This window comes from Natronosalvus sp. KLKA75 (assembly GCF_059736265.1).
Genome location: NZ_CM185522.1, coordinates 2,194,972 through 2,214,267 on the forward strand (window position 1 = coordinate 2,194,972; position 19,296 = coordinate 2,214,267).

The 19,296-nt window shown below is 64.2% G+C and carries 16 protein-coding genes; 13 read left to right on the forward strand and 3 right to left on the reverse strand.

The window, feature by feature from the left end; translation table 11 throughout:
• The first annotated feature begins 217 nt into the window (after positions 1 to 217).
• The 6 genes from AC6I65_RS10595 (at position 218) to AC6I65_RS10620 (ending at position 7,991) form a co-directional block, all read left to right on the forward strand.
• Entirely contained in the window at positions 218 to 1,468 is a 1,251-nt protein-coding gene (locus AC6I65_RS10595) for a Zn-dependent hydrolase (protein WP_497901864.1), read from the forward strand.
• Positions 1,469 to 1,618: 150 nt separating this feature from the next.
• Entirely contained in the window at positions 1,619 to 3,256 is a 1,638-nt protein-coding gene (locus tag AC6I65_RS10600; RefSeq protein WP_497901865.1) for an ABC transporter substrate-binding protein, read from the forward strand.
• Between the two features lie 58 nt (positions 3,257 to 3,314).
• Positions 3,315 to 4,274 carry an ABC transporter permease gene (locus tag AC6I65_RS10605; RefSeq protein ID WP_497901866.1) on the forward strand — a complete coding sequence of 320 codons (960 nt, stop codon included), beginning with the start codon at positions 3,315 to 3,317 and terminating at the stop codon, positions 4,272 to 4,274.
• A complete protein-coding gene (locus tag AC6I65_RS10610) occupies positions 4,274 to 5,155 on the forward strand; it encodes an ABC transporter permease (protein WP_497901867.1) in 882 nt (293 codons plus the stop codon). Before AC6I65_RS10605 ends, AC6I65_RS10610 begins: the two co-directional genes overlap by 1 nt.
• Complete coding sequence (locus tag AC6I65_RS10615; protein ID WP_497901868.1) at positions 5,152 to 7,317, forward strand: dipeptide ABC transporter ATP-binding protein; 2,166 nt, start codon at positions 5,152 to 5,154, stop codon at positions 7,315 to 7,317. The genes AC6I65_RS10610 and AC6I65_RS10615 overlap by 4 nt, the downstream gene beginning before the upstream one ends.
• Positions 7,318 to 7,319: 2 nt before the next feature.
• Positions 7,320 to 7,991, forward strand: coding sequence for a DUF1028 domain-containing protein (locus tag AC6I65_RS10620; protein ID WP_497901869.1), 672 nt, complete (start codon positions 7,320 to 7,322; stop codon positions 7,989 to 7,991).
• 335 nt (positions 7,992 to 8,326) lie between these two features.
• Here AC6I65_RS10620 and AC6I65_RS10625 read toward each other — a convergent pair whose 3' ends face one another.
• Complete coding sequence (locus tag AC6I65_RS10625) at positions 8,327 to 9,238, reverse strand: DUF726 domain-containing protein (RefSeq protein ID WP_497901870.1); 912 nt, start codon at positions 9,236 to 9,238, stop codon at positions 8,327 to 8,329.
• Positions 9,239 to 9,671: 433 nt separating this feature from the next.
• On the opposite strand from AC6I65_RS10625, the gene AC6I65_RS10630 reads away from it, so the two are divergent.
• From AC6I65_RS10630 to AC6I65_RS10645, 4 genes are all read left to right on the forward strand, one after another.
• Complete coding sequence (locus AC6I65_RS10630; RefSeq protein ID WP_254156682.1) at positions 9,672 to 11,021, forward strand: ribonuclease J; 1,350 nt, start codon at positions 9,672 to 9,674, stop codon at positions 11,019 to 11,021.
• Position 11,022: 1 nt separating this feature from the next.
• Positions 11,023 to 12,075 (forward strand): geranylfarnesyl diphosphate synthase, encoded by a 1,053-nt coding sequence (gene idsA3, locus AC6I65_RS10635; RefSeq protein WP_497901871.1) that lies wholly within the window; start codon positions 11,023 to 11,025, stop codon positions 12,073 to 12,075.
• A 133-nt stretch (positions 12,076 to 12,208) separates the two neighbouring features.
• Entirely contained in the window at positions 12,209 to 12,835 is a 627-nt protein-coding gene (locus AC6I65_RS10640) for a DUF8159 domain-containing protein (protein WP_497901872.1), read from the forward strand.
• A gap of 129 nt (positions 12,836 to 12,964) precedes the next feature.
• Positions 12,965 to 14,680, forward strand: coding sequence for a glutamate--tRNA ligase (locus tag AC6I65_RS10645; RefSeq protein ID WP_497903196.1), 1,716 nt, complete (start codon positions 12,965 to 12,967; stop codon positions 14,678 to 14,680).
• A gap of 43 nt (positions 14,681 to 14,723) precedes the next feature.
• On the opposite strand, the gene AC6I65_RS10650 is transcribed toward AC6I65_RS10645, so the two are convergent.
• Together AC6I65_RS10650 and AC6I65_RS10655 are read right to left on the reverse strand one after the other, a co-directional pair.
• Positions 14,724 to 14,891: a DUF8014 family protein gene (locus AC6I65_RS10650; protein WP_497901873.1), complete on the reverse strand. Its 168-nt coding sequence runs from the start codon at positions 14,889 to 14,891 to the stop codon at positions 14,724 to 14,726.
• 71 nt (positions 14,892 to 14,962) lie between these two features.
• Positions 14,963 to 15,448, reverse strand: a complete 486-nt coding sequence (locus AC6I65_RS10655; RefSeq protein WP_497901874.1) for a DUF456 domain-containing protein — start codon at positions 15,446 to 15,448, stop codon at positions 14,963 to 14,965.
• Between the two features lie 131 nt (positions 15,449 to 15,579).
• Between AC6I65_RS10655 and AC6I65_RS10660 the strand changes: the two genes are divergently transcribed.
• The 3 genes from AC6I65_RS10660 (at position 15,580) to AC6I65_RS10670 (ending at position 19,225) form a co-directional block, all read left to right on the forward strand.
• Positions 15,580 to 15,822: a CDGSH iron-sulfur domain-containing protein gene (locus AC6I65_RS10660; RefSeq protein WP_497901875.1), complete on the forward strand. Its 243-nt coding sequence runs from the start codon at positions 15,580 to 15,582 to the stop codon at positions 15,820 to 15,822.
• A 186-nt stretch (positions 15,823 to 16,008) separates the two neighbouring features.
• Positions 16,009 to 18,363, forward strand: coding sequence for a PAS domain S-box protein (locus AC6I65_RS10665; RefSeq protein WP_497901876.1), 2,355 nt, complete (start codon positions 16,009 to 16,011; stop codon positions 18,361 to 18,363).
• 112 nt (positions 18,364 to 18,475) lie between these two features.
• Positions 18,476 to 19,225, forward strand: a complete 750-nt coding sequence (locus AC6I65_RS10670) for an SDR family NAD(P)-dependent oxidoreductase (protein ID WP_497901877.1) — start codon at positions 18,476 to 18,478, stop codon at positions 19,223 to 19,225.
• Positions 19,226 to 19,296 lie beyond the last annotated feature (71 nt).

The following is a 19,296-nucleotide window of genomic DNA, read 5'->3' on the forward strand; positions in this document are numbered from 1 at the left end:
CGAGACCGGCCCGCGACGGCCGGTGACGGTCCACTCTCGTGGACGCCGACCGGGTTTGGATTCACGGCTCGACCGACTGTCGGGGGCTCGAGCGTACGCAACGTTCTAACGGAACGTCGCATAACTGTTCGGGTGTCGTCGAATCGTTCGGATCGGAACCAAGGTGCTGTCAAACGCAAACACTTAACACAGCAGGCTTCGCATCGGTCAGGTGTACATGATGGTCTCCGAGGAGAGGCTTCGGGCCGACATCGAAGCGAACGCCCAGTTCGGCGCGTTAGCGGACGTCGACGGCCGCGGGCGAACGGTACTGACGGGAACGGAGGCGAACGAACTGGCGCGTGACCGATTCGTCGATCGTCTCGAGGACGCGGGTCTCGAGGTGCGAATCGACGCCGTCGGTAACGTCGTTGGCCGGTGGGACCCGCCCGAAGCCGATTCGTCGGCGGCTCCCGTCGCGTCGGGGAGCCACCTGGACTCGGTGCCAGTCGGCGGCATCTTCGACGGCCCACTCGGCGTCTACGCGGCGCTCGAGGCCGTCCGGGCGATCCAGGAGTCCGACCGATCACTCGGCCAGCCGATCGACGTGGTGTGCTTCACGGAGGAGGAAGGACAGCGATTCGGCAACGGATTGCTCGGTTCGTCCGTCGCGACGGGTCGGACGAGCGTCGACGAGGCGCTCACCTTCGAGGACGATTCGGGGACAGTGCTCGAGGACGCCCTCGAGCACATCGGCTATCGCGGGTCGGGTCGCCTCGACGCCGCCGCGTGGGACGCCTGGCTCGAACTGCACGTCGAACAGGGGACGAAGCTCGAGCGGGCGGGGGCGTCGGCGGGCGTCGTCACGTCTATCACGGGAATTACCCACTGTTACGTCGATGTCGCCGGCGAAGCCGACCACGCGGGCTCGACGCCGATGGACGACCGGAGCGATGCTCTCGCCGCCGCGAGCGAGATCGTCCTCGACGTCGAGGACGCAGCCAATCGAATCGTCGCCGACGACTCGGCGTCCGCGGTCGCCACCGTTGGAAAGTCGTCGGTCTCGCCGAACGCGACGAACGTCATTCCGGGGTCAGTCAGACTGGGGGTCGACGTCCGGGACGTCGAACTCGAATCGATGGAAGCACTCGTCGAGGCGCTCGAGGAGAGCGCGCGTCGGGTCGAGGCCGAGCGCGACGTCGACGTAACGGTGACCCGGCCGTACGACATCCCGCCAGAGCCGATGGCTCCTCGGTGTCGTGACGCGATGCTCGAGGCGGGAACGGCGACCGGCGTCGGGACCGTCCGGATGCACTCCGGCGCGGCCCACGACACGATGAACGTGGCGCGGGTAACCGACGCAGGACTACTGTTCGCCCCGTCTCGAGGTGGGCTCTCCCACAACCCCCAGGAGTGGACCGACTGGACGGATTGTGCCAGAGCGACGGCCGTCCTCGCCGAGACGATTGCTCGTCTGGCTAACGCGTGAAATCGCTCGTTTAGCCGACGCGTGGAGGTGCAAGTGTGAATTAGTGGCCGAGCGAATCCACGTCTCGAGTGGCCGAGACGCCCTTCTATGGGATTCGAACGCAAAAATGCGTACATTTATATGTGATGACTATGGTACTCATAAACAGGCATGGCAAGTCATAACAGTAGCCCGGAGACTGCCGATTCGTCGACGGGCCCGAGCCGTCGACTCTTCGTGAAGGCGGCCGCCGCCGGGGTGCCGATCGCGTTCGCCGGGTGCCTCGGTGGCGGTGGCGATGGGAATGGAAACGGAAACGGCATCGGCAACGGGAACGGCAATCAGACAGGACCCGACGCCGAGGAGGGCGACCCGGTCGAGGGCGGGGAACTCCTCTGGGGTGGCAGCGTTCCCGTCCAGAGTCTCGATCCGCACTTCGAGAGCGCAGCGGCGAGCGCACGCGTCCTCGAGAACATCACGCAGGGGCTGGTGCGAGTGAACTGGGACTACGAACTCGAGCCGCTGCTGGCCGAGGACTGGGAGAGTTCGGACGACAACCTCGAGTTGACGTTCACTATCCGCCAGGGGGTCCAGTTCCACGACGGCACCGAACTGACCGCTGACGACGTGCTCGCCTCCTTTACCCGGATCGAGGAGAACGAGGGACTGGCCGCGGATTACATGGCGCTGGTCGACTCGATGGAGGCGCCGGATGACCACACGTTCGTCATGCAACTCAGCGAGCCGTTCGCACCGATGCTCTCGCGGATGGCGACCTCGCACATGCACGTCCTCACAGCCGAGCAAGCCGAACAGGACTCGATCAGCGAACCAATTGGGAGCGGTCCGTTCCAGTTCGAGAGCATGGAACTCGACTCCGAGTTCGTGATGACGACGTTCGACGACTACTGGGACGACGAACTCCCCTACCTCGACAGGGTCACCAAGTCCGAGATTTCGGACGACGACAACCGCCTCAACACGTTCGAAGCCGGCGAGGTCGACTTCATCAATGACGTCCCCCCGCGACACGCCGAGTCCCTCGAGGGCGACTCGAGCGTCGACTTCATCAGCCGGTTCCCGAAGTCGCTCGTCTACCTGGGCGTCAACTGTACGGAGGAGCCGTTCGACAGCCGGGACGCTCGACTGGCCCTCGAGTACGCCATCGACAAGAACGAAGTCATGGAGGCGGCGCTGTACGGCCAGGGGCAGGTCGCGACCAGTCCCGCCGCGCCGGGGAGCGAGTGGGAACACCCGGACCTGGAGCCGCGGCCGCAGGACTACGAACTCGCCCAGGAGCACCTCGACGCCGCCGGGTACTCGGACGGGTTCGAAGCGACGTTCCAAATCCCGGAGCAGTACAACGACCAGGTGACTGCCGCGCAGGTCATCGAATCCCAGGCGGCCGAGGTCGGCATCGACCTCAACATTCAGCTCATCACCTGGAGCAACTGGCTCAGCGACGTCTACACCGACCGGAACTTCCAGGCGACGACGAGTTCGTACCTGGCGCTGTGGTTCCCGGACGCCGGCTTCCACCGACCGCTCCACTCTGAGGGGGCGTTCTTCTTCACCGGCTGGGAGGACGAGGAGTACGACGACCTCATCGACGAGGCACGCCAGCTCTACGAGATCGAAGAGCGCGCGCCGCTGTACCACGAGGCCGCCGAGATCCTGCAGGAGCGCCGGTCGGGCCACATTCTGCTGTACTGGATGCCAACGTTGATGGCCCGTCAACCCAACTACAAGGGCGAGGTCATGTCGCCCGACGGCTCGACCTTCAGATTCGAAAACACCTGGATGGAGTAATCCGTGAGTTCACGTGCTCACTACGACCAATCCCACGCGACACAGATCACTCGCATAGATGGCGTTCGTTAGCTACCTGGCCAAGCGCCTCGGGTTCATGGCGATCACGCTGTTCCTCGTGTCGCTCATCACCTTCGGCCTCACGAACATCCTGCCCGGGAACGTGGCGCTGTTGATCCTCGGTCCGAACGCGAACGACGCATCGATTGCCCAGCTTGAGGCGCAGCTCGGGCTCGATCAGCCGCTGTATTTGCAGTACGTCGACTGGGTCGTCGGCTTGCTCCAGGGAAACATGGGCACGTCGCTCCGGTACGGGACGCCGGTCGTCGACCTGATTGGCGTCCGACTGCCACGGTCGCTGCTGCTCGCCATCTCCGCGACGATCGTGTCGGTGACCCTCTCGATCCCACTTGGCGTCATCGCCGCGGTCAAGAAGAACACCCCGACGGACCTGACGGCGTCGATGCTCGCGTTCGTGGGCCTCTCGCTCCCCATCTTCCTGTGGGGGCTGGTGTTCATCTACGTGTTCGCGCTCACCCTGGGCGGCTTCCCGACCCGCGGGTACGTCTCGCCGATGGAAGATCCCGTGGCGGCGGCTCACCACCTCGCGCTTCCCGCGAGCGCGATGGGCGTCGCACTGACGGCCTACATCATGCGCATGACTCGCTCGAGCATGATCGACGAGCTGAGCGAGGACTACGTCGAATTCGCCCGGTCGAAGGGGCTCAGCGAGCGGGCGGTCGTGGTTCGTCACGCGCTGAAAAACGCTGCGATTCCCGTCATCACGGTCATCGCGTTCCAGTTCAGCTACGCCTTCGGGGGCGTCGTCGTCCTCGAGCAGGTGTTCTCCTGGCCGGGCATCGGCCAGTTGACGCTGACGGCCATCGAGAACCGCGACATCCCCCTCTTGCAGGGGTGCATCATCGTGATCGCACTGATCTACATGGTCTCGAACTTCCTCGCGGACACGTTCTACGCGTACGTCGATCCGCGAATCCGCTACGGAGGGTCCGAGTAATGTCGACCGAACGCTTCCGGCTGACCGACGAGAAGAAGGCCCACTACGGCCGATTCGCCCGCCAGTTCCGCCGGAACCAGAAGGCGATGATCGGGTTGCTCATCGTCATCGCGCTCTTCGCGACGGCGATACTCGCGCCGTTCGTCGTTCCCCACGATCCGGAGGCGACGAACGTCCAGGACCGCGAAATCGCGCCGTCGCTCGAGCACCCGATGGGAACCGACGACCTCGGCCGCGACATCTTCAGTCGCGTGATAATGGGGGCCAGGATCTCGCTGTACGTCGGGTTCACCTCGATCAGCGCGGCGATGGTCATGGGGACGACCATCGGCGTCGTCGCCGGCTACTACCAGGGGCTGATCGACGAGGGGCTCATGCGCGGCATGGACGCGATGATGTCGTTCCCGCCGATCCTGCTGGCGCTGACCATCGTCGCCGTCCTCGAGCCGAGTCTCAACAACGTGATCCTTGCGCTCGCGTTCGTCTATACGCCGTTCATCGCCAGGGTCGCCCGCAGCGCGGCGCTGTCGGTGCGCAACGAATCGTTCGTCGAAGCCGCCGTCGCCCGCGGGGAGAGCGACGGCTACATCATCTTCCGGGAGGTGCTGCCCAACTGCGTCGGCCCGTTGCTCGTCCAGGGGTCGATCAACGTCGCGTTCACCATGCTGCTCGAGGCGAGCCTCTCGTTCCTCGGGCTGGGCGTCCAGCCGCCGACCCCCTCGTGGGGCCTGATGATCAACCAGGGCTGGTCGTTCATGGGCGACGCGCCGTGGCTCGTGTTCTTCCCGGCGGGAGCGATCGCCGTCGCCGTCATCGGGTTCAACCTGCTGGGTGACGGCCTTCGCGACGTCCTCGATCCCAAGGGGGAGATCATCGAATGACCTCGAGACAGACCACCGACACCACGCCGACGACAGACGCCGACGGTATCGCCAGCGACTCGCTCCTCGCCGTCGAGGACCTCCGCACGCAGTTCCGGACCGAGGACGGAGTCGTTACCGCAGTCGACGACGTCTCGTTCGACCTCGAGCGCGGCGAGGTGATGGGCATCGTCGGCGAGTCGGGGGCGGGAAAGAGCGTGACGGCGAAGTCGATCATGCGCCTGATCCGCTATCCGGGAGAAATCGTCTCCGGGTCGGTCACCTTCGACGGGACGGACCTTCTCACGCTCACCGAGAAGGAGATGCGCAGCGTCCGCGGGAACAGGATCACGCTGATCCCGCAGGATCCGATGACCTCGCTCAACCCCGTCCTCACCGTGGGCCAGCAGATCGTCGAGACCATCCGGCTCCACCAGGACGTCGGTGAGAGCGAGGCGCGCGAAATCGCCATCGAGGCGATGGAGGAAGTCGAGATTCCGGACCCGGCGTCGCGCATCGACGAGTACCCCCACGAGTTCTCCGGGGGGATGCGCCAGCGAGTGCTGATCGCCATCGGACTGGCCTGCGAGCCGGACCTGATCATCGCCGACGAGCCAACGACGGCACTCGACGTGACGACCCAGGCGAAGATCCTGGACCTGCTGAACGACCTCCGCGAGGAGCGCGGCGTCTCAATCCTGATGATCACCCACAATCTGGGCGTCGTCGCCCAGACCTGCGACCGCGTCGGCGTCATGTACGCCGGCAACCTCGTCGAGACGGGCCGCGTCGACGACATCTTCGAGCAGCCGAGACACCCCTACACGCGCACGCTCATCGACGCGATTCCGGCGGTCGACTCGGACCGGAACCGACTCTACGCACTCGGTGGATCGATGCCGGACCTGAAGAATTTGCCCGACGGCTGTAACTTCGCCGACCGGTGTCCACACGCCGTCGAGGCGTGCCGTTCCGGCCGTGACCCGCCGCTCGAGCCGGTCGCTGGTGCCCCGCCGGGCGCCCAGGCGGCGTGCATTCGAACCGACGAACTCGACCTCTCGGAGCCGGCCGTCGAGGAGGGCGTCGAGCGTCGCCAGCGCGAGCCGCGAACGGATACGGAGCCGTTGCTCGAGGTTCGCGACCTGCAGAAGCACTTCTCGGCGGGGGACGGATTCTTCGGGAATCTCTCGCTGGCCCGAACCGAGAGCGGCGGGCTGACGCTCGAGCGCCGCTACGTCGAGGCGGTCGATGGCGTGAGCTTCACGATCGACCGCGGCGAGACGGTCGGTCTGGTCGGCGAGAGCGGCTGTGGCAAGTCGACGGTCGCCCGGACCGTGATGCAACTGCTCGAGCCCACCGGTGGCGAGGTCTACTTCGACGGCCACCCATTGCACGAACTCGGGAAGAAGGACATTCGGAGCCTCCGCAAGGAGATGCAGATCATCTTCCAAGACCCCAAGAGTTCGCTCAACCCGCGCAAGACGGTCGCCCAGATCATCGGCCGGGGGATGGCGAAACACGGCATCGCGACGGGGGACGATAAGCGCGACCGGATCGAGGAGTTGCTCGAGCGCGTCGGGCTCTCGGCGAGCGACGCCGACAAGTATCCTCACCAGTTCTCGGGCGGCCAGCAACAGCGAATCGCCATCGCGAACGCGCTCGCAGTCGAACCCGACCTCATCGTCTGTGACGAACCCGTCTCCGCGCTGGACGTGAGCGTCCAGGCACAGATCCTCAACCTGCTCGACGACATCCAGGACGAGTTCGGTCTCTCGTACCTGTTCATCTCCCACAACATCAGCGTCGTCCAGCACCTCTGTGACCGCGTGGCGGTGATGTACCTCGGGAAGATCGCCGAGTTCGGCACCGTCGAGGAGGTGTTCGAGCCGCCGTATCACCCCTACACGGAGAGCCTGCTGTCGGCGGTCCCACACGCGAATCCGAACCGGGAGACCGAGCGTATCCTGCTCGAGGGGACGGTTCCGAGCCCGATCGATCCGCCGACCGGCTGTCCGTTCCACACGCGCTGTCCGAAGAAGATCGGCGAGGTGTGCGAAACGGACGAGCCGCTCCCCGAGCCGGTCACCGCGGAGAGCGATCACCGGATCGCCTGCCACCTCTCGGTCGAGGAGATGAGCCACCCGGTACACGGCTGGTCACCCGCACCGTCGGAGACGGACTAACCGTGACGTTCTCGATCTGTGCGACCGTCGACGGTCGCCATGGCGTCGCGGTCGCGACGAAGGCCATCGCCGTCGGATCGACCGCACCGTTCGTCTGCCGGCGAGGCGCCGTCTGCACGCAGGCGACGACCAGCACGCCTCTCGGAGTGCGGGCGGTCCGGGCCCTCGAGGTAGGAACGACCATCAAGGACGCCGTCGAGTCCCAGCTCGCGGACGACACACACGCTGCCGTTCGGCAGGTTCACGGCATCGACGCTGGCGGCGACACGGTCGCGGTGACCGGTTCGGAGTGCGTACCCGTCGCCGATGACCTCGAGGGGGAGGGATACACCGTCGCAGGCAACATGCTCGAATCGGCGGACGTACTGGCGGTTATGGCCGACACCTTCGAATCCTCGAGCGGGAGTCCACTAGACCGGCGACTCCTGGACGCCCTCCGGGCGGGCGAGGACGCCGGGGGCGACAAACGCGGCGAACACGTCCAGAGCACTGCCCTGTGCGTATTCGACCCCGACGAACCCCGTCTCGCTCACGATCTCCGGGTCGACGAGCACGACGACGCAGTCGCAGAACTCGAGCGGATTCACCACCTGGCGACGACCGTGGGAAAGGAGTGGAAAGAAGCGTATCCTCGAGCAGACGTACAACGATATCCCGAACGCATCTCTCAGTAGACAACTATACTCTAAAAATATATGTTAGTTGTTAACTATATTCGAACTGAAGAAGCCATGTTACGGGTATGCCCCCGTAATTTACCAATATAGGCGGATTCGATCTTTTCACCCCGCCTCATAGCCTATTTCTAAATAGCCACCTATTGTTGTCGTGTATGGGCATTAGAACGCCGTATTGAGCAATATTCAAGTTTTGATGGGTTTTGAGAGAAACATCTAAGAAATAAGGTACTTTAGACTATAAGTAATTAAAATTGTACGACTAGCAGCTAGACAATTCACCGCCCAGCGGCGCTCAGACAGCTGGAGAAAACGAAGCGAAGCGGACGGGTTCAGAACGTCGCGACGACCTCGTGGATGCAGCCGTCGGGCTTGTAGTGGGTGAAGTGATCCGGAACGTAGTCGACGTTGTGGTCGGTGTAGTTCCACGGCGGTGTGCCATCGATCGTCGTCGCACCAATCGCGGTCCCCATCTCGGCAGTGCCGTAGGCCCAGTCGAGCACGGCGTCGTCGTTCATCCAGAAGTTGTCGAGGCGGCCGGTCGCGTTTGCGATTGCGGAGCCGTAACTCCCCTCGAGCGACGGTGCGTCGTCGTCGGCGGCGCCACCCAGGAGCGTCACGCTCTCGAGGAGGTCGTGGTACCCCCACGACGAGAGCGCGTCGACCGCACTGAGGGCGACTCGGGCGCCGAGGGAGTGCGAACACAGCCGGACCGTCACGTCGGGATTCTGGGCGCGGTAATCGACCAGGAAGCTCGCGAGTTTGGCTCCGTTTCGTTCGGCAATTTCCGTTGCGTTGTACCAGCCGTAGTCGGCGTCCCAGGTGTAGCCGACGACCGGGTGGTCGTAGCCCTCGAGGTCGAACGTGTTCGCGGCGGTGCTGGTCGAGCAGACGCCGCCCTCGCGGTCGTTGTTCCAGCCGTGGGCGTGGATCAGGAGTTCCCCACTCGCCGGCCGGCCGAGTCCAGGGATTGGATCGCCCGCGAGGTCGTAGTTCGTCTCGGTGTTTCCGTCGGTGACGTAGACGCTCCCGTACCAGTTCGTGTCGAAGTGGCCTCGAGTGCTCACGCGCGGGAAGTCCATCGGCGGGTCCTCGCAGGAATCGCTTTTCCCCGCCTGGACGGACGACGTCGCCGCGCCAAGCGTGCCAATACCGACGGCAGAGACGCCGAGACCGCGGAGGATAGTTCGTCGCGAAACAGGTCGATCGGTCGTGCCATCGTCACTCGTGCGTCGTGGTGGCATAGGTCGTGCTTCAATGCACCTGAATATTAATGTTATTGTGAGTGTCCAAGTAGAATAACATTCGGGACAACGTGCGAGCCGTTTATTCTATCTGTTCGCCTGAATGAGTGTATTTCAGATACGGCCAAAGATATCCGTAACCCTCTACTCGAGCGACAGTGGTCGCGTTCATCGACAGTCAGTGACGTGCCTGCACCGACCGGTCGTCGAACCCACGGACTTTATACTACCTGGGTGTGTAGACGGGGGTAGCGAAACCCGCGGGCAAGTGCGTTCGCGCGACGTGGACACGGCCTCGCCGTGTTCGACGTCCGGAATCGATCCCGAACGCATAGCGGGACCCCGACCGACGCGACACCGTGGCGGTCTTTCGTACCCGGGAGTCCGCGGACCGTTTCGACGAGCGCGCACACCGCGCTCAGTGTATACAACCATGGAAATCGAAATTGCAACCATCGGCGGTTACGAAGAAGTTGGACGGCAGATGACTGCCGTTCGCGCAGGAAACGATGTCGTCATCTTCGACATGGGTCTGAACCTCTCGCAGGTTCTCATCCACGACAACGTCGAAACCGAACGCATGCACAGCCTCGATCTGATCGACATGGGCGCCATCCCTGACGATCGGATCATGAGCGATCTCGAGGGCGACGTCCAGGCGATCGTCCCGACCCACGGCCACCTCGACCACATCGGCGCGATCTCGAAACTCGCCCACCGCTACGACGCCCCAGTCGTCGCGACGCCGTTCACGATCGAACTGGTCAAACAGCAGATCGAGAGCGAGCAGAAGTTCGGCGTCGAGAACGACCTGGTCAAGATGGACCCCGGCGAGTCGATGACCATCGGCGACCACGGGTGTGAACTCGAGTTCGTCAACGTCACCCACTCGATCATCGACGCGATCAACCCGGTCTTGCACACGCCCGAGGGCGCCATCGTCTACGGCCTGGACAAGCGTATGGACCACACGCCCGTCATCGGCGACCCCATCGACATGAAGCGCTTCCGCGAGATCGGGCGCGAGGGCGAGGGCGTCCTGTGTTACATCGAAGACTGCACCAACGCGAACAAGAAGGGGCGAACCCCCTCCGAGAACGTCGCCCGCGAGCACCTGCGCGATGTCCTCTACAGCATCGAGGACTACGACGGCGGCATCGTCGCCACCACGTTCTCCTCACACATCGCTCGCGTGAAGAGCCTCGTCGAGTTCGCCGACGACATCGGCCGTCAGCCCGTCCTGCTCGGACGCTCGATGGAGAAGTACTCCGGCACCGCGGAACGACTCGACTTCATCGACTTCCCGTCGGACCTCGGAATGTTCGGCCACCGGAAGTCCGTCGACCGGACGTTCAAGCGAATCATGAACGAGGGCAAGGAGAACTTCCTGCCAGTCGTGACGGGCCACCAGGGCGAACCCCGCGCGATGCTCACGCGAATGGCTCGCGGCGAGACCCCCTACGAACTGGACGACGGCGACAAAGTCGTCTTCTCCGCTCGCGTCATCCCCGAACCGACCAACGAGGGCCAGCGCTACCAGGCCGAGAAGCTTCTGGGCATGCAGGGCGCGCGCATCTACGACGACATCCACGTTTCCGGCCACCTCAACCAGGAGGGTCACTACGCGATGCTCGACGCGCTCCAGCCCCAGCACATCGTCCCGGCTCACCAGGACCTCAAGGGACTTTCCGGCTACGTCAAGCTCTGTGAAGGCGAGGGCTACCATATGGGCCGTGACGTCCACGTCTCGCGCAACGGCAACCTGATCCAGCTTGTCGACTGATATGACATCACCCGAGGCACGCGAGAAAGCGGTGCTCGAGGCCGTCGGCGAGCGACGCGAACTCGTCAACGAGGCCATCCCCGAAGAGCTACCGATCACGCGGCCGGAACGTCTCTACGAGGCGTCCCGATACCTGCTCGACGCTGGCGGCAAGCGGCTTCGGCCGACGGTCCTGCTGGCCACCGGGGAAGCGCTCACCGACGTCGAGCCGCTGTCGACGCCCTACCGGGAGTTCCCGACGGTCGAGGGACCGTCGACCGTCGACCTCATGGCCGCCGCGGTCAGCGTCGAGGTCATCCAGTCGTTCACGCTCATTCACGACGACATCATGGACGACGACGACCTCCGCCGTGGCGTTCCCGCCGTCCACAAGGCCTACGACCTCGAGACGGCGATTCTCGCGGGCGACACGCTGTACTCGAAGGCCTTCGAGATCATGCTCGAGACGGGCGCCGAATCCGATCGAACGGTGCAGGCGCTCGACGTCCTCGCGAACACCTGCACGCAGATCTGTGAAGGACAGTCACTCGACGTGAGCTTCGAATCGCGCGAGGACGTCACGCCCGAAGAGTACCTCGAGATGGTCGAGCAGAAGACCGCCGTCCTCTACGCAGCCTCGGCGGCGCTCCCGGCAATCTTGCTGGGGGCCGACCAGGACACCGTCGACGCACTCTACGGCTACGGACTCGACGTCGGGCGTGCCTTCCAGATCCAGGACGACGTGCTCGACCTGACCGTCCCCAGCGAAAAGCTCGGCAAGCAACGCGGGAGCGACCTCGTCGAGAACAAGCAGACGCTCATCACGGTTCACGCCCGCGAGCAGGGCGTCGACGTCGAGTCGCTGGTCGACACCACCGACGTCGACGCCGTTACCGAGGCCGAGATCGACGACGCCGTCGCCACGCTCGAGGACTCCGGGTCGATCTCCTACGCGAACGACAAGGCGCGCGACCTCGTCGACCGCGGGAAGAACCGCCTCGAGGTGCTCCCCGACAACGAGGCTCGCGAATTGCTCCTCCAGGTCGCCGATTATCTGATCGAGCGCGGTTACTGAACCGGTCGGTTGGGTAGTCCCTCGGCGATTTTTCGCTGCTCGAGTTGATCGACGACTCAGCACTCGAGTTGGCCGACGACTCACGGCTCGAAATGGAACGGAGGTTTTTGCCCGTGTTGTCGCTACGAAGGGTATGGACAACTCGAACGGTTCGCTCTCTCGCCGCCGTCTGCTAGGCGGTGTCGGGGCGGCGGGGCTGGCCGGCCTCGCCGGCTGTCTCGGCTCGTTTCTCGGCAGTTCCAGTCAGAACATTCGACCAACCGAACCATCCGACCCGCCACAGGGCACGCCCGAAGAATTCTACTACGTCCTCGAGAACGGTATCCAGGACTACGACATCACCGTCGAAGCACTCTACGAGAACGACGGCGACCTCATCCTCGAGTATCAGTCGACTGTCGGCGACGACCTCGAGGGCGATTCGAACTCGTCGGACGACGAATCCGCCAACGAGTCAGACGACCCGCCAGCGACCAGCGTCGACCACGACCTCTACCAGACCACCCTCGACGAGATGGGTGTCGTCGTCCAGGCGTACAACCAGACCGTCGTCGCGAACGGCGACAGCGACTACGGCATGCTCGTCGGCGACATCGTCAACCCGCTCGAGGGGCAGGCCTACGGCTGGGGCGTCAAAAACGAGTGGCTCGAGGCCCACAACGAGGGCGAGATGCAGCAGATGGCGCTGTGGATGAACATCCAGCAGATGATGGTGTACGAGGAGGATGTTGCCGAGGCGTCGAACGTCTCCGAGGACTAATCAGCGCGTTCGAAGATTAGAGCGTTCGAGGACTGATCGATGCCTCCGAGGACTGGTCGACACGCTCGAGCACGAACTCGGGCGCACACCGCGGCTGTTTTGAACGCGCGGGCGAAACTGTTCGCCAACATGGACGAGGAGTTACGAGGCCGCGTCGAGCGCGAGGCCGAGAAACACGCACTGCTGAACGCGGTCAAACACGGGAGCGAGGCCAACGTCGGCGCCGTCATGGGGCCGCTGATGGGCGACAACCCCGACTTTCGCGAACACGCCGACGACGTCCCCGGCGTCGTCGGTGGCGTCGTGTCTCGAGTCAACGGCTTCGACCCCGACGAGCGCCGCGCCAGACTCGAGGAACTGGCACCTGAGGAACTGGCCGAACTCGAGGCCGAGGACGAAGAAGACGACACGGTCCTGCCTGATCTCCCGAACGCCGACGAGTACGACGAGATCCGGATGCGCTGTGCGCCGAATCCCAACGGCCCCTGGCACATCGGCCACGCGCGGATGCCCGCCGTCATCGGGACCTACAAGGAGCGCTACGACGGCTGGTTCTGCGTTCGCTTCGACGACACCGATCCGGAGACGAAGCGGCCGAACCTCGAGGCCTACGACTGGATCCTCGAGGACATCGATTACCTGGGGTTCGACCCAGACGCGGTCTACCGCGCGAGCGACCGGGTCGAGAGCTACTACGACCACGCTCGAGTGCTCATCGAGATGGGCGGTGCCTACACCTGTTCGTGTCCAGGCGACGAGTTTAGCGACCTGAAGAACAGCGGCGAACCGTGTCCCCACCGCGACAAGGACCCGGAGACGGTCCTCGAGGAGTTCGAGGACATGGTCGCAGGCAAGTACGGAAGCGGCGAGATGGTCCTCCGGGTCAAGACGGACATCGAACACAAGAACCCCGCCCTTCGGGACTGGGTCGCCTTCCGGATGGTCGACACGCCCCACCCGCGTGAACGGGCCGCCGACTACCGGTGCTGGCCGATGCTCGACTTCCAGTCCGGCGTCGACGACCACCGCATCGGCATCACCCACATCATCCGGGGAATCGACCTCCAGGACTCCGCGAAGCGCCAGCGGTTCCTCTACGAGTACTTCGACTGGACGTACCCCGAGGTCGTCCACTGGGGCCACGTCCAGGTTGACGCCTACGACGTGAAGATGAGTACCTCCCGAATCGGAGAGTTGATCGAGGCCGGTCACCTCGACGGCTGGGACGACCCGCGGGCGCCAACCATCCAGAGCCTCCGGCGCCGCGGGATACGCGGCGAAGCGATCACCGACGCCATGATCCAGCTCGGCACCTCGACGAGCGACGTCGACCTCGCGATGAGTTCCATCTACGCGGCCAATCGAGACCTGATCGACGAGGAGACCGACCGGCGGTTCTTCGTTCGCGAGGGCGCCGAAGTCGGGCTAGCCGGGAGTCCACCGGACGAAGCGACGCCGCCGCTCCACCCGAACCACGAGGATCGCGGCGTGCGCCACATCCCCGTCGGCGACGCCGTCGTCCTCGAGCAGGACGACTTCCCCCAGCGAAAGGAGCGCATCTGGCTGAAGGGACTCGGCTGTTTCCAGTACACCCGGGATGTCCTGCAGTACACGGGCGACTCCATCGATGTGGTCCGCGAGGGTGACGTCGACGTGATCCACTGGGCACCGGCGGCCGAGAGCGTCCCGCTCACGCTGCGAACGAAGGACGGCGACGTCGAGGGACGAGCCGAACCCGAGGTCGGGGACCTTTCTCCCGACGACCTCGTCCAGTTCGAGCGGGTGGGCTTCGCCCGGATCGACGAGGTCGACGACGAGGTCGTTGCCTACTACGCCCACCCGTAATCGGCGTCAACGTCTCGAGCGACCCGCTTTCGGTCGAAGCACCTCACTCCTCGAGCAGGTCCGGCCCGCTGTCTGGAAACGGATCGGCGACGACACCGTCTTGGCGACCCAGCACGCGGGCGTGGGCCGCGCACACGACGCGGTTTTCGGCCCACGGGATGTGTAACTCCACGGCGGCGTCCCGGTCGCAGCCGTCCTCGCTACAGCGCATTATGCCGACTCTGGGCGGTCCAGTGACACAATCGTTTCGGTGGTCGGCGATGCGGCACGCAGTCGAGGCGGTCAGAAGACGAACACGGCGAGGAGAAATCCGACGAGGATCGCACTCGTCAGCAGGAACTGGACCGCCGTCGACGCGAGCGTTCCAGCGGTGGCGTAGCCGGCCGCCCGGAGGCTGTTCTCCAGGTCGCGGTTCCCGACGAACTCGAGGGCGAAGACGGTGCCGAAGAGGCCGACCAGGAAGCCGAGCGGCCCGGTTACGATCATCAGTGCGATGCCGACGGCGGCAGCGAGCGCGGTCGTTTGCCAGGAAGCGCCACCGGCGCGGGCGGCGACCGACCCGGCGAAGAACTCCGCGAACAGCGTGGCCAGGCCGAGCGCGGTCAACGCGACGAACGGGACGACGCCGGGTTCGGTGTACCCGGTGTGCCACCAGTAGAGGAAGAGTCCGGCCAGTGAGAGCCCACCCCCGGGAACGAGCGGGACGACGGTGCCGGCGATGCCGCCGACCAGGAGGACGACCGCGAGCACAGTGAGGGCGTCGACCATGGCTCGATAGTCGTTCGGCAGGGGGAAAGACGTATTGCCTGCCGTGTAACGGATTTCCCGATTTCGCGGCTCGAGCGCTCGGTCTGGCTGACGTGGCCACCGTTTTGTACGATACGGTTGTCTCTCCCGACATGGCACGACTCGTCCGCCACGACGCGACCGGCCCACGAAAGCTCGATGAAGACGACATCGATCCCGAGAAAGGAAACGTCGCGATCTGTCAGTGTGGACTCGCGGAGACGTACCCGTTCTGTGACGGGACCCACCGGACGACGCGAGACGAACGAACCGACGAACTCTACGTGTACGAGACGGACGAGGACGGCGATCGGTCGCGGCGCGTCGTCGAGGACGTTGTTTGCAGCGACGAGTGACGGTGGCCGGGTATCGTCGAAGGATAGGGTCGACCGGGTATCGTCGAGGGGAAGGGCCCACGACCGGCCGACGGTACACTCGACGATCAGCGAGAGCGTCAACTGATCGTTCGTCTCGGTCCAGTATTATAAGACAGTCGTACCGAACGAAAGGATTTACAGACGGACGCAAATAGTTCAATAGCAATGGAATCGAGTCCGGGTGCGGACAGCGAACTCCGCACGAGGGTCCATCAGCAGGAAGTCGTCGCCGAATTTGGCCAGCAGGCGCTCGAGACCGACGACCTCGATGGGTTGCTGCACGACGCCTCGGTCGCCGTCGCGGAGACGCTCGAGACCGAGTACTGTAAGGTGCTCGAATTGCTCCCCGGCGGCGACGAGGTCCTCCTCCGGCAGGGGGTCGGCTGGCAAGACGGACTCGTCGGAACCGCGACGGCGCCGACCGACTTGGACTCGCAAGCGGGCTATACGCTCCTCTCCGAAGAGCCAATCGTCGTCGACGAGCTGCGGACCGAAGACCGCTTCTCCGGGCCCGACCTGCTGGTCGATCACGACGTCGTCAGCGGGGTCAGCGTCATCATCGGCTCGCTCGAGGACCCGTGGGGCGTACTGGGCACGCACACGACGGAACGCCGAGCGTTCACCGAATACGACGTGAATTTCGTCCAGAGCATCGCGAACATACTCGCCTCCGCTATCGAAACCAGGCGAGCGGAGCGATCCGTCGAGGCGGAAAAGGAGGTCAAAGAACAGATCGTCGAGACCAGCCCCGTCGGAATCGTGGTATTCGACGCGAAGGGCGACCTGCAGTTCGCGAACGAACACGCCGAGGACATCCTCGGACGCGACCGCGAAGAGATCGAGTCGGTCGCGTACGACGATCCGCGCTGGAGGCTGACCGATGCCGATGGAAACCCCCTCTCCGGAGAAGAAACACCGTTCATGCGGGTAATCGAAACCGGTGAGCCGATCTTCGACATGGAGATTGGCCTGGGCCGTCCCGACGGCGAGCGCATCTGGGTGACGGTGAACGGCGCCCCGCTGGACGCCGATGGCGACGGCAGCGACGCGACCGGCGCCGTTCTCGCGCTTACCGATGTCACCGACCAGAAGCGCCTCGAGAGCGAATTCGAGGAGATGCTCGGGCGGGTTACCGACGCGTTCTACGCCGTCGACGACGAGTTCCGGTTCACGCACGTCAACGAGCGCGCCGCGGAACTGCTCCAGCGACCGAGAGCGGAGTTACTCGGGGAGAAACTCTGGGAGATGTTCCCCGAAGCGGCGGAGGTGGACGAGGTCTGGGACGCATTTCACACGGCGCTGAACGACCAGGTGCCGACCAGCTACGACCTGTACTTCGACCCGCTCAACTTCTGGGTGGAAGCGAACCTCTACCCCTCCGAAACGGGCGTCTCTGTCTATTTCCGCGACATCACCGAGAGTAAACAGTACGAACTGGAACTCGAGCGATACCGGGCGCTGACGGAGGCGGCCAACGACGTCATCGTGACAATCGACGCGGAGAGCACGATCCGATCGGTGAACCCCGCTGTGGAGGACGTCTTCGGCTACGAACCCGACGAACTGGTCGGTGAGTCGCTTACGACGCTCATGCGCGACGACCTCGCGGCTCGTCATCGGGCGGGACTACAGCAGTATCTCGAGACCAGCGAGCGAACCCTCGACTGGGACTACGTCGAGATTCCGGGCCAGCGTGCCGACGGCTCGGCGGTGTCGCTGTCGATCACGTTCAGCGAAATCGTCTACGAGAACGACCGCTACTTCACCGGCGTTATCCGGGACATCACGGACCGGAAAAAACGGGAACGACAACTCGAACGAGCGAACGAGCGGCTAACACAGTCGAACAAACGTCTCGAGCAGTTCGCCCACGCGGCCAGCCACGACCTCCAGGAGCCCCTTCGGATGGTCTCGAGTTACCTCCAGTTGATCGAACAGCGCTACGAAGACGACCTCGACGCAAACGGGACGGACTACCTCGAGTTTGCCGTCGAGGGTGCCGACCGGATGCGGGCGATGATCGAGGGATTGCTCGAGTACTCCCGTATCGAGACGGGAGGAAAGCCGCTCGAGCCGACCGATCTCGACGCCGTCTTCGAGGACGTACTCGACGATCTCGAGGGACAGATCGAACGGAGCAACGCCACCATCACGTCTGATTCACTTCCCCAGGTCCGAGGAGACCGTACGCAACTCCGCCAACTGTTCCAGAACCTCCTGGACAACGCGATGACCTACAGCGGCGACGAACCGCCACAGATACACGTCTCGGCCGAACGAGACGGGAGGGAGTGGGTCGTGTCCGTCTGCGACGAAGGGATCGGACTGGACCCGGCACACGACAGTCGAGTTTTCGAGGTCTTCCAGCGGCTCCACAGCCGCGAGGAGTACTCGGGGTCCGGTATCGGCCTGGCGCTCTGTAAGCGCATCGTCGAGCGTCACGGCGGCGACATCTGGGTCGATGCCGAACCCGGAGAAGGGGCGACGTTCTCGGTTACGCTCCCGGCCCCTGAGACGTGAGCGCTTTCTGCCGTCCACTGCCAGACGTCGGTACGGCCGGTGGAAGCATCGATTGTTGGTCAGTGACCGCTCGAGTCAACACGACTATACCCTCTACGCCGAATGCACGCCCATGTCCACGACTCGAGGGGCGATCGTCGTCGGCGCCTCCTCCGGTATCGGAGAAGCGCTCGCCCGCGAACTCGCCGCGGAAGGGTACGAACTCGGCCTCGCGGCGAGGCGAACCGAACGGCTGTCGTCGATCGGCGAATCCCTGCCGACGAGCGCCTACGTCGCGACGATGGACGTCACCGACGTCAAGGACGCCAGGGCCGGCTTCGACCAGTTGATCGAGGCCATGCCCCCGGTCGACCTCGTCGTCCTCAGCGCCGGCGTCGGTGGCCCTAATCACGGTCTCGAGTGGGACCACGAACGGGAGACGATCGACGTCAACGTCCGGGGATTCACCGCGCTGGCGACAGCGGCGATGGAGCACTTCGAGAGCCGCCAGGCGTTCGAGAGCGAGCGCGACGGCCACCTCGTTGGCATCTCGTCGGTAGCCTCCCGGTTCGGGAACCCCAGTTCGCCTGCCTACAACGCTTCGAAGGCCTTCGTCTCGACGTACCTCGAGGGACTCCGGTATCGGCAATCGAAACGGTCGGCCGACGTGACGATCACGACAGTCGAACCCGGGTTCGTCGACACCGACCTCATGCTCGCAGACGACCCGTTCTGGGTCAGTTCGCCGGAGACGGCGGCCGCACAGATCGCTCGAGCGATCCGTCGGGAACGCTCGCACGTCTACGTCACCCGGCGCTGGCGGCTGGTCGCGTGGCTGTTCGAGGCGTTGCCCGAGCCGGTAGTTCGGCGAATAATGACCTGAATCTGCGTCGAAGCGCGAGGCTACTTGCTCGAGAGGAAAGCCAGTTAAAGGTCACTCGAGAGCGAAATCGA